We start from the raw sequence: 13,465 nt of genomic DNA on the forward strand, positions 1-13,465 counted from the left end.
CTTTTGCTAAAATTATGCGAATTTCTATTTCGGTTAATCTAAAACTTTTTGTTAGAAATGGTTTAAAAACAGTTCCGCATAATTTTTATAACAGATAACTAATTATTCGGTTTCAATTTTGTTGGTATCATGGGGTTACTTATCATCATACAACCACCCATCTGGGTTTGTAATTTAAGGGAAAAGCAATCAACCGCAGCACTTTTCATAACTGCATAATATTTTATAACTTTATTAGATTGATCTACAGGAAAATCGCCAGTAACAATTGTGTTTTCATAGTTGGCACTACCCGGTGCAGCAGTATAAAACAGCGTACCAACAGGGTAATTTGCTGCAATATTATTACGGGGAATTACACTAAAGCAGCCTAAAAATATTTTACTTCCATCTAAACTTAACTTAGGGCAGTTAGCCGTATAAGCATCATCTGCATCAATGTTAAGGACGAAAGCTCCAATCGAATTTGGTGTGCATGGTGTACTTTCAGAACTCTTAGTTCCAGAAATTAGCCCAACACCAGAAACCTGACTTGACAAACTAACTGTTTTACCACAACTTGATACCATTGTGGTTAAAAAAGTACAATCGTTAGTTACCCTTACTTGATATTTTAATTGCCCAGCGATAGCCGTAGGGTCTGTTCCTAATGGAATATAACCTATGTTCCAAACAATTTTACCTCCAGGGGTTGTCGCTGGATCTGCCCCATTAAAAGGCCCCTCCCAATGGACTGTTCCTGAGCCAGATGCAATATTTGAACTTACATAATTTACATTTGGAGAAAGAGGGATTTCTATTAATCCATCTTTTAAGGCCTCCGTTCCTGTATTATAATAAGCAGTACTGAAATTTAAAGTTTGCCCTGGTTTAACTGTACCATTACGGGTAATGTTATCATCAGATTTATTAACTGAATAAAGTTGAGAAAAATAGGAATCTACCCCAAATGTGATGTTAAAAATATTGTAAATATCTCCGGTAGTTCCGAATTGAAATTTAGTACTGGTTTGATTGTTGGCAATTAAAACATTACCTGAATTAGGTAAATCAAACATCGCTATATCAATTCCAAAATTATTAACGTTATTTGGATTGCGGGCATTGCCACCAGTAAGTATTGACGAATTAAAAAAGTTAGTACTTGTATTAGGCGTAACGCCAGGATTTGGATTAACATCCATATTAAGTGCATGGTATAAACCTGTCCAATTGTTGGTATTCAATCGTTGTATATTAAAATAGTCTCCTTTCATTGTTCTGTCTCCCTCTCCTGCCATCATACCCATTTTAATTTTAACCTCGCCATTTTGGACTGCATTAAAACCAGATAGACTTAATTCTGGACTTCCTGTAAAAATAAGACCAAAACCATCAAATACTGTAATATCTCTCCAGGGTAACTCCTTATTTTCGTAAATGATTACCAACCCCCATCCGCCGTAATAACCTGCGCCTGCTACATTCGGTCCTTCAGGGGTTGCAATATTGCCTACAGCATAGGTTCCTAAACCAGCATTTTGAACAAGTTCTGTAACATCACTATAGGCAGCATACATATTAAATGCCTCCGCGCCTCCATAATAAATATCTGTTGCTGCAGCCGTAATATCAACATAGCTAGGTGCATTGGGAACCTTAAATTTTATCTTTTTCTTATTCAAACCATTACCCAAATTACGAGGTCTAACTAATACATCAGCTGGGTTATCTGAGCTTCCACACCAATACAAGCCAGCATAAATAATTTTAGTACAGGCCATACCAAGCCCATTAGGTAAACCAAAGTCGGCAGAAGAAGAATTAACAATATCTACAGGATCGTTTAATAATTTATTAAACTTCATATTACCGTTATTACTTCCATCAACTGAGTATGGATCAGCAAAGGCATTAGCATTGCCAATCATTGTAAAATCGCCCGTTAAATGATATATTTTTGTGTTTTTAAAATCTCCAGGTGCTTTTGAAGAGGTTCTTTGCGTAAAAGCTTTTCCTGGTGATTGTGCAAATAATTTATTGTTTATCTGCAAAAGAGTTAACAGAATAAAGAATGTGAAACATCCTTTTACGAGGTAATTGTTAATCATAGAAAAGAAGAAATAATACTATTCAAATTATTTAAACAATAAATCTACTTAAATACAAAGTTAATGCCCCTACGCATATATACTGCAAATTTCAATTGCTTAATTATAAGTGGATAGGCTATTGCTTAACCCCGTAAATGCAGTATATATGCGTACAATATTTCGTTAATAATTTTGAAGTTTCTTCTGTTGGTGGCCATCCATGCGAAAGTTCTTTTAATAATATATCGCTTGGGCAGCACTTTAAATATATGCAACTCACTTCTCGTTATAATTTACCTCAGTTCATATTTCGTGCTGCGTTGTACATCAAGGTATTTTGATATAACTTTTCAACACATATAACTTTGTTCATCTATTTTTATAATGATTCTTAAGAAATGAAATTATTTACTTAAGTAGATTTATATAAGTCTACCCGTTGTACATTTATCCAAAATGCTGAAAATCGAGGTTTAAATTTTATTTTTAAGCTAGATAATTGCATGGTACTGCAATATATTTAGCACGTAAAATTTATAAGATTAAAAGTGTTTTGATTTTTCTGTTTTGATTTTTTTCAAAACGAAAATATCAAAACAGAACCTGGAAAGGAAATAGCTAAATACACAACAGGTAAGCCTAATTATTATTTTTAAATTTTGCTGGAATCATGGGATTGGTCATCATAATACAACCACCCATTTGAGTTTGTAATTTCAGATAAAAGCAATCAACCGCAGCACTTGGCATAACTGCATAATACTTGATAATTTTACTGGACTGATCTACAGGAAAATCGCCTGTAACAATTGTAGCTTCATAGTTAGCACTACCCGGCTGAGCAGTATAAAACAGTGTGCCAAAAGGATAATTTGAGGCAATATTGGTACGGGGAATAGACTTCACACACCCAATAAACATTTTACTTCCATCTAAACTTAAGCTTGGGCAGCTACCCATAAAAGCATCATCTACATCAATATTAAGGCTGAAAGCTCCAGCTGAACTTGCCGAACATGGTGGGCTTTCGTAACCCTTAATACCAGAAATAAGCCCTACGCCAGAAACCTGACTTGATACGCTAATGGTTTTACCACAAGTTGTTGCAGTTGTGGTTAAAAACGTACAGTCTTTAGTTACTTTTACTTTATATTTTAATTGCCCAACCATAGTCAAAGGATTTTTTCCTAATGGGATGTTACCTATGTTCCAAACAATTTTGCCCCCAGGCGTTGTTGCTGGATCTGCCCCATCAAAAGGCCCTTCCCAATGGGTTGTTCCTGTACCCGATGCAATATTTGAACTTACATAATTTACGTTTGGAGGAAGAAGAACTTCTATCAATCCATCTTTTACGCCCTCTGTTCCTTTATTATACAAAGCAGTACTAAAACTTAAAGTTTGCCCAGGCTTAACTGAGGCCAGGTTAGCCAACTTATCTTCAGTTTTATTAATTGAGCTAAGCTGCGGAACATAGGCATCTATCGCAAATGTGATGTTAAAAATATTATAAACATCGCCGGTAGTTCCGTATTGAAATTTAGTACTGGTTTGATTGTTGGCAATTAAAACATTGCCGGCATTAGGCAAATCAAACATGGCTATATCAATTCCACAATTATTAAGATGATCAGGGTCGCGGGCATTGCCCCCAGTAAGTATTGATGAATTAAAAAAGTTGGTGCTTACGGCAGGATTTGAATTAACATCCATATTAAGTGAATGGTATAAACCTGTCCAATTGCTGGTACTCAATTGTTGTATCTTAAAATAGTCTCCTTTTACTGTTCTGTCTCCCTCTCCTGCCATCATACCCATTTTAATTTTAACATCGCCATTTTGGGCCGCGTGAAAACCAGATAGGCCTAATTCTTGACTTCCTGTAGAAATAAAACCAAAACCATCAAATACTGAAATATCTCTCCAGGGTAACTCCTTATTTTCATAAATAATTACCAAACCCCAGCCGCCGTAATAACCTGTGCCTCCTGTTCCTTCAAAGGTTGCAATATTGCCTACAGCATAAGTTCCTAAACCAGCATTTTGAACAAGTTCTGTAACATCACTATAGGCCGCATACATATTATATACCTCCCGGCCTCCATAATAAATATCTGTTGCTGCAGCCGTAATATCAACATAGCCAGGTGCATTGGGAACCTTAAATTTGATTTTTTTCTTATTCAGTCCATTACCTAAATTACCGGGTTTATTCAATACATCATCTGGGCTATCTGAGCTTCCACACCAATACAAGCCAGCATAAATAATTTTAGTACAGGCCATATCAAGCCCATTAGGTAAACCAAAGTCGGCAGAAGAAGAATTAACAATATCTACAGGATCGTTTAATAATTTATTAAACTTCATATTACCGTTATTACTTCCACCATCTAAGTATGGATCAGCAAAGGCATTAGCATTGCCAATCATTGTAAAATCGCCCGTTAAATTATAGATTGTTTTGTTTTTAAAATCTCCGGGCGCTTTTGCCGAGGTTCTTTGTGTAAAACCTTTTCCTGTTTGTGCAAATAGTTTATTGTTTATCTGCAAAAGATTTATTAGGATAAAAAATGCAGTGCATCCTTTTACAAGGTAATTGTTAATCATAAAAAGAAGAAATAATGCTATTCAAATTATTTAGCATCAAATCTACTCAAATATTAATTTAGTACCCCTACGCATATATACTGCAAATTTTCAATTGCTTAATTATGAGTGCATAGGCTATTGTTTAACATTGGAAATGCAGTACATATGCGTGCAATATTTCTTTCATGGTTTTTAGATAGCTTCTTAAACATAAATCCAAAGTAGTACTGGTTTCTTTTTGGTTTTTAATAACGCATCAATTTTACGCATAGTTGCATCTGATAGAACAGGACAACCGGCACTAACACCAAATATGGTTTGTGGATAAACTTCATGATCGGGTACGGGCGTATAAGAATGTAAAACAACGATACGTTTAAAAGCATTACTATTTGTTTTTTCTAAACCGTACATTTTATAATGAACATTAATGCCCCAATTACTGTAAGCTCGTCCTTTAACTTTATATTTTCCTAATGAGGTACAATAGCTACCTTCCTGATTACTGAAAATAGGTTTATTTGCTGTGCTGCCACCCCCGCTACCGTGTACGCAAACACCTTGGATGCTAATTTCTTTCTTTTTAAAATCATACACAAACAGTCTGTTTTTGCCTGAATGAATGCTCATATCAATCATGATGCAAATAGAAGTATCAAAATTGTTCTTTTTGCAATAGGCAAGTGCTTCATCAATTTTTGTTTGATGAATTGAAGATGAAGCCAGGTGAGGAAAACAAAGCGTAAATAATAATACTACAAGTTTTTGCATCAATTATAATTTTTGCAAAAGAATTAAGGCTAAACCTATTGCTGCTGGAACTGACTGAACAAACAAGATTTTTTTACTCGCCGTTGCAGCACCATAAACACCTGCAACGAAAACACAACCTAGAAAGAAAATGGCAACATTGTTTTGCCAAACCTGATCGCAAATAAATAGAGACCAGATTAAACCCGCAGCTAAAAAACCGTTATAAAGCCCTTGGTTCGCAGCCAGTGATTTAGTAGGAGGGAAGAGATCTTTAGGAAAGTTTTTGAACACTTTTGGCGCTCTGGTTGTCCAGGCAAACATTTCTAACCAAAGTATATAAATATGAATAAAGGCTACAAAGCCAATTAAGATTTGAGCTGCTAATTGCATCTGTTTTATAATTTAGTTTCTAGTAGTATTAAAGGTATATAATTTATCTAAATATTTATTGAAGCAGCTTTTTAATTGAAGGGGTTTGTATTCTTTAAGTATTTTGCAAAATCTTTCATTCATAAACCTGATGGCAGCGAACACGGAGTGTAACGAAGTAAAGCGTACAGCAGGGCGAGTGTTCCCGAAGAGTAACTGACATCCGTTTCCAAATCCATTTAAAGAATTTGTTGTTTCTTAGTCTTTCAGCTTTAATCTTTATCTTGTTTCTGTCATGCTGTCAGTAACATTAAGCTCTATTTTTTACATTTTATCAGTCTTTTTGCTCAATTAACTGCCAAAAACCAATTGGCACAAGCATTGTTTAATAGGTGTAGAATTATAATACTTTAAAAAGAAAGAAAATACAAAATACAATGGGAAAAATTATTGGAATAGACTTAGGAACAACAAACTCTTGCGTGAGCGTAATGGAGGGCAACGAGCCTGTAGTTATTGCAAACAGTGAGGGTAAACGTACTACACCGTCTATTGTTGCTTTTGCAGAAAACGGTGAACGTAAGGTTGGTGAGCCGGCTAAACGTCAGGCTATAACTAACCCAACAAAAACGATTTATTCAATTAAACGCTTTATGGGTAACAGCTACGACGAAAGTGCTAAAGAGGCTGGTCGTGTACCTTATAAAGTGGTTAAAGGCGATAACAACACTCCACGTGTTGAGATCGACGACAGAAAATACACTCCACAAGAGATTTCTGCAATGATTTTGCAGAAAATGAAAAAAACAGCTGAAGACTTTTTAGGTACTGAGGTTACTGAAGCAGTTATTACTGTACCTGCTTATTTTAATGATGCACAACGCCAAGCAACTAAAGAAGCTGGTGAAATTGCAGGTTTAACTGTAAAACGTATCATTAACGAGCCTACAGCTGCTGCTTTGGCTTATGGCTTGGATAAAGCACATAAAGACATGAAAATTGTTGTGTTTGATTGCGGTGGTGGTACGCATGACGTTTCTGTTTTAGAATTAGGTGATGGCGTTTTCGAAGTAAAATCTACTGATGGTGATACACACTTAGGTGGTGATGACTTTGACCACATTATTATTGATTGGTTAACTGAAGAGTTTAAAGCCGAAAATAACATGGATTTAGCTAAAGATCCAATGGCTTTACAACGTTTAAAAGAAGCTGCTGAGAAAGCTAAAATTGAGTTATCAAGCACAACTTCTACTGAAATTAACTTACCATATATTACTGCTGATGCTAGCGGCCCTAAACACTTGGTACGTACATTAACACGTGCTAAATTTGAGCAATTAGCTGATAGCCTAATTAAACGTACTATTGATCCTTGTAAATCTGCTTTGAAAAATGCTGGTTTAAGCACAAGCGATATTGATGAAATTATCTTAGTAGGTGGTTCAACTCGTATTCCTGCAATTCAGGAAGCAGTTAAAGCTTTCTTCGGTAAAGAACCAAGTAAAGGTGTAAACCCTGATGAAGTTGTAGCAATTGGTGCTGCTATTCAAGGTGGTGTTTTAACTGGTGATGTTAAGGATGTATTGTTATTAGATGTTACTCCTTTATCATTAGGTATTGAAACAATGGGTGGTGTAATGACTAAATTAATCGAGTCTAACACAACTATCCCAACTAAAAAATCTGAAACTTTCTCTACTGCTGCTGATAATCAGCCATCTGTTGAGATTCATATTTTACAAGGTGAGCGCCCTATGGCAGCTCAAAACCGTACAATTGGTCGTTTCATTTTAGATGGTATTCCACCAGCACCTCGTGGTGTGCCTCAAGTAGAAGTTGCATTTGATATTGATGCTAATGGTATTTTACACGTAAGCGCTAAAGATAAAGCAACTGGTAAAGAGCAAAAAATCCGTATCGAAGCATCTTCAGGTTTAACTGATGCTGAGATTAAAAAAATGAAAGAAGAAGCTGAAGCTAATGCTGCAGATGATGCAAAAGCTAAAGAAGAAGCTGATAAAATTAACGGAGCTGATGCTTTAATTTTCTCTACTGAGAAACAATTAAAAGAGTTTGGTGATAAATTATCTGCTGATAAAAAAGCACCAATCGAAGCTGGTTTAGAGAAATTAAAAGCAGCGCATGCTTCACGTAACTTTGCAGATATCGATGCAGCACAAGCTGAATTGCAAAATGCATGGAATGTAGCATCAGAAGAAATGTACAAAGCTGGTGAGCAACCTCAGGGTGGTGAGCAACCACAAGCTGATGGTCAGCCTCAAGGTGGTGGCGATAACGTTACTGATGTTGATTTTGAAGAAGTAAAAGAAGACGATAAGAAATAAGTTTCGTGTCTGAAGTTCTAAAGCATAAGTTTTAGAAATATATAAAAAGCGTTCTGATGTAAAAATCAGGGCGCTTTTTTGTTTAGATCTTATTTAAATACAGCGTTGAAAAGTAATCCTATATTTCGTTTTGATTTTTTTGTTTTGATTTTTTTCAAAACGAAAAAATCAAAACACTTTTTCTACAACTGATACATCCTTATTAGCTGCGGTAATTTTTTATAGACTGAAAAAGTGAAAACCTGTTATAAAGTTGCACTTTAAAGAAATAAAAAAGAAATCCCCACCTGTTTGATGTAGGGCAGATAGGCATAGGATTTCAGAAATTAAATTAAGCTTTCTTCAATAATATCTTGTAATTCTTTTTCGTGTACAGTTAATTCACTCAGCAATTTAAACTGATTTTTTGCACGATCCAAATTTTGTTCGGGATAATTTATCGGGTAATAAATACTGCCGTTTAAAAAGTCTGTTAGAAAACGTAATGCCTGCATGTAAATAATATATCGGCCTGAAAATAAAATAAGTTCTTTTTCAGTTTCAGTCAAAATACTTTTCATTTCAGATAAATATCCCTTAACTGTGGCTTCAAAATATGGTAAACGGATTTTTATTTTACTTAAATCGGTTTCATTTTCTGAAAAAGCACAAAGATAGGTACGCATCATATCCCCTAAATCGGAGATAAATTTGCCTGGCATAATGGTATCTAAATCTATTACGCAAATGCCTTCAAAAGTATTGGCTTTTAGCAAAACATTACTAATCTTGGTGTCGTGGTGCATAACCCGATCAGGAAAATCAGTACTATGGGCAAAGGAATTGTAATAATCTAGAATATATTTATGATCTAAAGCACTATCAATTTCTGTTTTGGCAAGTCCTTTAAGCTGTTTGCTTGTTTGATTTAAAGCGGCAGTAAATTGTTCATAACGCAAGGCTAAATCATGAAAACCAGGAATAGTAGGCTCCAGAGTTTTAGCATCAAAATGATTTAACAATCTGCTGAGTTTACCAAATTGCTTGGCGGCCTCATAAGCTTGCTTTGGATCTGTTAATACATCAAGAGAAACTGAATTTGCGACAAAAGGGAGCATACGCCAATATTCTTGGTGTACATGTGCCATTTCATCGCCGTTGATGGTGGTAACAGGTTTAATGAAAAGATAATCTGGATAAGTTTTAGCCAGATAATCAGCTATTGCCTTTAAATTATTAGCAATTGCATTTGGGTTTTTGAAAACGTCGGTATTGATATTTTGTAAAATGTACTTTTGTTCGCCAGTTAATGGAGAAAGCAAATAAGTTCGGTTAATTAATCCCGAACCTATTTGTTTAATATTTACATTTTCTTTAGTATAACCGTAGGCTTTTAAAACTTCGGAATCTAAATTTAACTCCATAGTTTTTCCGGGTATGATCCGTTTTTCACCAATTGATCTATACAATCCTGAACAAAAGGCTTATCTTCTTTATAGGTTACACCAAACCATTGGTTTGATGTTGGTACTACTTTAAAGGTAGCAGTATTGCTTTTAACCAGGTTTTCGCCAATTAAAGGAATAAAAAATTCTGCTTTAGGTTTATCTTTATTTGCCATTGCAAATTCTCTGAATAAATCTTCAGTAATTTTGAAAACCGCAGGTGTAAAGCCCCAAAAATTCATGGATACTGGTGTATCAAAGCTCAAAGGATATTGCTTATCATCTTCTTCAAAAACAATAGTTTCGCCCTGTTGGAAAACTTTAGTACGTTCTATAATTTCTTCCAAATTACCTGCATCATCCACTTTACAAACTCCACGAGAAACTGCTCCAAACTCAGATAATGTTTTTCCAATTTCGTAGCCAATAATAGAATAGTTGCTATCTGTAGCTTCGGTAGTTAAAAAATCCACCATTTTTTTATAAGCGTCAAAGCCATAAAAATCATCTGCATTAATTACGCAGAATGGTTCTTTAATGGCATTTCTACCTGATAATATAGCATGTGCAGTGCCCCAAGGCTTTTCGCGGTAAATTTCTTCTTCTATACCGAATTGTTTTAAATCGAAGTTTTGAAAAACGTAATCGGTTTCTATTCTGCCTTTAAGTTTAGGCTCAAAAATGGCTTTAAAGTTTTCTACAAACTCTTCTTTAATAATGAATACAACTTTTCCAAATCCGGCGTTAATTGCATCGTAAATTGAATAATCGATAATTGTTTCGCCATTCGGACCAAAACCGTCGATTTGTTTCATACTTCCGTAACGGCTGGCCATACCAGCGGCCAATATTAATAAGGTAGGTTTCATCTAATGTTATTGTTTTTTATTTGTAAGAGCACCCAATTTTTAAAGTATCTTAGGGTTCAATCTTGCAAAAGTAGTAATTTACGGGTATTAAATTAATTGTTAAAAACCGAACAAGCCCCCGCCTTTTGTTCTGGTTTTTTTGCCTGTTAGCATTCCAAATATACCACGTACAATTTCCTTCCCAATTTGACGGGTAATTGTTGCGCCCATTACTTGTTCTACAAGGCTTTTTTCTCCGGGTTTTGGTTTGCTATCTGCTTCTGCTTGCTTTTGGGCTTCTGCTTCCTGTTTTTGTTGTTCTGCAGCAGCAGTTTGCTCATTTATACGTTTGGTTAATATTTCGTAGGCACTTTCTGGGTCAATAGCATCTTTGTATTTAGCATACATTGGACTTCCTGTTACCAGTTTATCAAAATCTGCGGCCGTAAGTGGTCCCATTACTGATCGTGGCGGTGTAAGCATAGTTGCCGAAACCTCAGTAGGGATTCCTTTTTCGTTTAGTACGGTTATTAATGCCTGCCCTGTTCCTAAAGAAGTTAATACTTTATCTATTTCGTAAAATTCTGATTTAGGATATGTATTAACGGTTTTCTTTAAAGCATCTACGTCATTAGGTGTAAAGGCTCTTAAAGCATGTTGTACCCGATTTCCTAATTGAGCCAAAACACTTTCAGGAACATCTGTAGGAGATTGTGTGCAAAAGAATACGCCAACACCTTTAGAACGGATTAACCTTATAATTGTTTCAATTTGTTCTAAGAATGCTTTTGATGAATTCTTAAATAGCAAGTGGGCTTCATCAAAGAAGAAAACCAATTTAGGTTTATCTAGATCACCAACTTCCGGCAGGGTATTAAATAATTCTGCCAAAAGACTTAATAAAAATGTTGAGTATAGAACTGGTTGGTTTTGTACATCGGCAATATTTAAAAGGCTGATGATTCCTTTTCCATCAACACGTTCAAATAAATCTTCGGTATCAAAAGATTTTTCGCCAAACATACCACCTAAACCTTGTTGCTCAATGGCTACAATTTTTCTGAGCATGGTGCCAGATGTAGCCGTAGAAATGCTTCCATAACTGCTTTTAATCTCCGCAGCGCCTGGTCCTTCAGAAAGGTAAGAGACTAATTTTTTTAAATCATTTAAATCGATAATTGGCATTTTGTTATCGTCGGCATATTTAAAAATAACCGCCATAACACCCGCTTGAGTATCGTTTAAATCTAAAACTTTTGATAATAAAGTAGGACCAAATTCAAGAACCGTTGCCCTCATTTGGGCACCTAATTTTCCTGATAGTGAATAAACTTCTACCGGAAAGCCAGATGGAGTAAAGGTTTTATTAAGTTGTTGCGCTCTTTCTTCTATTTTTGGGTTTATCCCGCCGGGTTGATTTAAGCCTGATAAATCACCTTTAACATCAAGCATGAAAACGGGTACACCTGCATCAGATAATTGTTCGCTTAAAAGTTGCAAAGTACGGGTTTTACCTGTACCAGTAGCACCAGCAACAAGGCCATGCCTGTTCATCATTTTTAATGATAGATTTACTTCAGCTTCGCCATACACCTGTCCGTCTAGCATACCTGCTCCCAAATAAATATAAGAGCCTGTAGGGGAGTAGGATGATTTAATTTTTTCGATGAATTTAGCAGATAAATCGCTCATGTTTTTTATTTTAGGTCGTCCAATTTAAGAAACTAATTTTAAAAAGATTGAGTTTTTAAAATTAGTTTTCTACTAAATATTTGGACAAACGATTGATTAATGTAAGTAGAAATGTTTGTAGTAATTAATTTCGTTTTTAAGGGTCGTTATTTCCTTTTGCATATTTTGCATTTGCTCCAATAAATGGGAAACTGCGTGTAAGCCTTCTAAGTTAATTTCTAACTCTTGATGTAAACGAATGTAGTGTTCTAACTTGGCCAATTCTTCAGGGTCAAGAAAAACTGTTTTTTTTATGATTGTAGTTTGGATTAAACCATACTCTTCTAAAGATTGAACAAATTTTATTTCTATTTTATGAAATATGCAAATGTCCTCTATCGATATTAGATTACTTTTCATAGCCTAGAGTTTAGAAAGTTTTTCAAATAATTCTTTTTGCTCGGTATTAAGGTTTGTAGGCAATTTAACTTGCCATTTAATGTATAAATCACCAAATTGATTCTCTTTTTTATAAACAGCAAAACCTTTACCTTTTAGCCTTAATGTAGTATCGGGCTGTGTTTCTGGTGCAATTTTTAATTTAACTTTTCCTGTTAAGGTTTCTACTATTTTTTCGCCACCAAGCAAAGCCGTATATAAATCAATATCCTCCTGAATGTAAATATCATTGCCTTTACGTTTATACCTAGGGTCTTCACTTATTTTAAAGGTGATGTATAAATCTCCCGGAGGACCTCCATTGGCACCTGCAGAACCATAGCCAGAAAGTTTTATTTTTTGTCCATTTTCTACACCTGCTGGTATGGTAATACGTACTTGCTTGCCGTTTACCGTTAGTGTTTGTTTATGAGTAGTATAGGCATCTAAAAGATTTAGTTGTAACTCTGCATTATAATCTTGCCCTTTAAAAGGAGATTGTCTGCTGCTTCTACCACCGCCACCAAACATAGAAGAAAAGAAATCCGAAAAATCGTCTCCACCATAACCTCCAGCATAACTGGAGTAGCCACTATTGCCTCCTTGTGATTGATATTGCCTTTGCTGCTGTTGCTGGGCTTCGTACTGATCGGCATGCTGCCAGTCTTTACCGTATTTATCGTATTTTTTTCTTTTTTCGGGATCGCTTAAAACTTCATTGGCTTCATTAATTTGCTGAAATTTTTTATTTGCTTCCTCACTTCCTGGATTTAAATCAGGATGGTTTTTGCGGGCTTGCTTTCTGTAGGCCTTTTTAATTTCATCAGCTGAAGCATTTTTATTTATATCTAGAATTTTATAATAGTCTACGTACTCCATAACAGCTTAACAAATAAGTTGGATTTATGTTCAATTTGCTGGAATAAATGTAGGCAAAAAAATAGATGCGC

At 35.2% G+C, this 13,465-nt stretch carries 10 protein-coding genes and 1 pseudogene; 1 reads left to right on the forward strand and 10 read right to left on the reverse strand.

The genetic code is table 11. The features are described 5' to 3' along the window. Positions 1–98 precede the first annotated feature (98 nt). The 5 genes and pseudogenes from EHC72_RS15910 to EHC72_RS15925 form a co-directional block, all read right to left on the reverse strand. A complete protein-coding gene (locus EHC72_RS15910; RefSeq protein WP_131538694.1) occupies positions 99–2,033 on the reverse strand; it encodes a DUF11 domain-containing protein in 1,935 nt (644 codons plus the stop codon). A gap of 230 nt (positions 2,034–2,263) precedes the next feature. Further along, positions 2,264–2,365: pseudogene (locus EHC72_RS23145) on the reverse strand (IS5/IS1182 family transposase); the annotation flags it as partial. A 346-nt stretch (positions 2,366–2,711) separates the two neighbouring features. Next, positions 2,712–4,625, reverse strand: a complete 1,914-nt coding sequence (locus EHC72_RS15915; RefSeq protein WP_165585846.1) for a DUF11 domain-containing protein — start codon at positions 4,623–4,625, stop codon at positions 2,712–2,714. A gap of 243 nt (positions 4,626–4,868) precedes the next feature. Then, the gene (locus EHC72_RS15920) at positions 4,869–5,435 is read right to left on the reverse strand and encodes a murein L,D-transpeptidase catalytic domain-containing protein (protein WP_131538696.1); all 567 of its coding nucleotides are present in this window, start codon (positions 5,433–5,435) and stop codon (positions 4,869–4,871) included. Between the two features lie 3 nt (positions 5,436–5,438). Next, positions 5,439–5,807 carry a DUF1304 domain-containing protein gene (locus EHC72_RS15925; RefSeq protein ID WP_131538697.1) on the reverse strand — a complete coding sequence of 123 codons (369 nt, stop codon included), beginning with the start codon at positions 5,805–5,807 and terminating at the stop codon, positions 5,439–5,441. A gap of 416 nt (positions 5,808–6,223) precedes the next feature. Between EHC72_RS15925 and dnaK the strand changes: the two genes are divergently transcribed. After that, positions 6,224–8,134: a molecular chaperone DnaK gene (dnaK, locus tag EHC72_RS15930; RefSeq protein WP_131538698.1), complete on the forward strand. Its 1,911-nt coding sequence runs from the start codon at positions 6,224–6,226 to the stop codon at positions 8,132–8,134. 326 nt (positions 8,135–8,460) lie between these two features. Here the strand turns inward: dnaK and EHC72_RS15935 are convergent, their stop codons facing one another. From EHC72_RS15935 to EHC72_RS15955, 5 genes are all read right to left on the reverse strand, one after another. After that, positions 8,461–9,537, reverse strand: coding sequence for a phosphotransferase enzyme family protein (locus tag EHC72_RS15935; RefSeq protein ID WP_131538699.1), 1,077 nt, complete (start codon positions 9,535–9,537; stop codon positions 8,461–8,463). Then, on the reverse strand, positions 9,528–10,427 hold the full coding sequence (locus EHC72_RS15940) for a nucleotidyltransferase family protein (RefSeq protein ID WP_131538700.1): 900 nt from the start codon (positions 10,425–10,427) through the stop codon (positions 9,528–9,530). The genes EHC72_RS15935 and EHC72_RS15940 overlap by 10 nt, the downstream gene beginning before the upstream one ends. 99 nt (positions 10,428–10,526) lie before the next feature. After that, positions 10,527–12,098: a helicase HerA-like domain-containing protein gene (locus tag EHC72_RS15945; RefSeq protein WP_131538701.1), complete on the reverse strand. Its 1,572-nt coding sequence runs from the start codon at positions 12,096–12,098 to the stop codon at positions 10,527–10,529. Between the two features lie 96 nt (positions 12,099–12,194). Beyond that, the gene (locus EHC72_RS15950) at positions 12,195–12,497 is read right to left on the reverse strand and encodes a chaperone modulator CbpM (RefSeq protein WP_131538702.1); all 303 of its coding nucleotides are present in this window, start codon (positions 12,495–12,497) and stop codon (positions 12,195–12,197) included. Positions 12,498–12,500: 3 nt separating this feature from the next. Beyond that, a complete protein-coding gene (locus tag EHC72_RS15955) occupies positions 12,501–13,394 on the reverse strand; it encodes a DnaJ C-terminal domain-containing protein (RefSeq protein WP_131538703.1) in 894 nt (297 codons plus the stop codon). Between the last annotated feature and the right edge of the window lie 71 nt (positions 13,395–13,465).

It is taken from the genome of Pedobacter nototheniae, assembly GCF_004335085.1.
Lineage (GTDB): Bacteria > Bacteroidota > Bacteroidia > Sphingobacteriales > Sphingobacteriaceae > Pedobacter > Pedobacter nototheniae.

Coding starts and splice junctions, on each gene's coding strand:
- EHC72_RS15920 (WP_131538696.1), bottom strand. CDS start 5,435: ATGCAAAAACTTGTAGTATTATTATTTACGCTTTGTTTTCCTCACCTG.
- EHC72_RS15925 (WP_131538697.1), bottom strand. CDS start 5,807: ATGCAATTAGCAGCTCAAATCTTAATTGGCTTTGTAGCCTTTATTCAT.
- dnaK (WP_131538698.1), top strand. CDS start 6,224: ATGGGAAAAATTATTGGAATAGACTTAGGAACAACAAACTCTTGCGTG.
- EHC72_RS15935 (WP_131538699.1), bottom strand. CDS start 9,537: ATGGAGTTAAATTTAGATTCCGAAGTTTTAAAAGCCTACGGTTATACT.
- EHC72_RS15940 (WP_131538700.1), bottom strand. CDS start 10,427: ATGAAACCTACCTTATTAATATTGGCCGCTGGTATGGCCAGCCGTTAC.
- EHC72_RS15945 (WP_131538701.1), bottom strand. CDS start 12,098: ATGAGCGATTTATCTGCTAAATTCATCGAAAAAATTAAATCATCCTAC.
- EHC72_RS15950 (WP_131538702.1), bottom strand. CDS start 12,497: ATGAAAAGTAATCTAATATCGATAGAGGACATTTGCATATTTCATAAA.
- EHC72_RS15955 (WP_131538703.1), bottom strand. CDS start 13,394: ATGGAGTACGTAGACTATTATAAAATTCTAGATATAAATAAAAATGCT.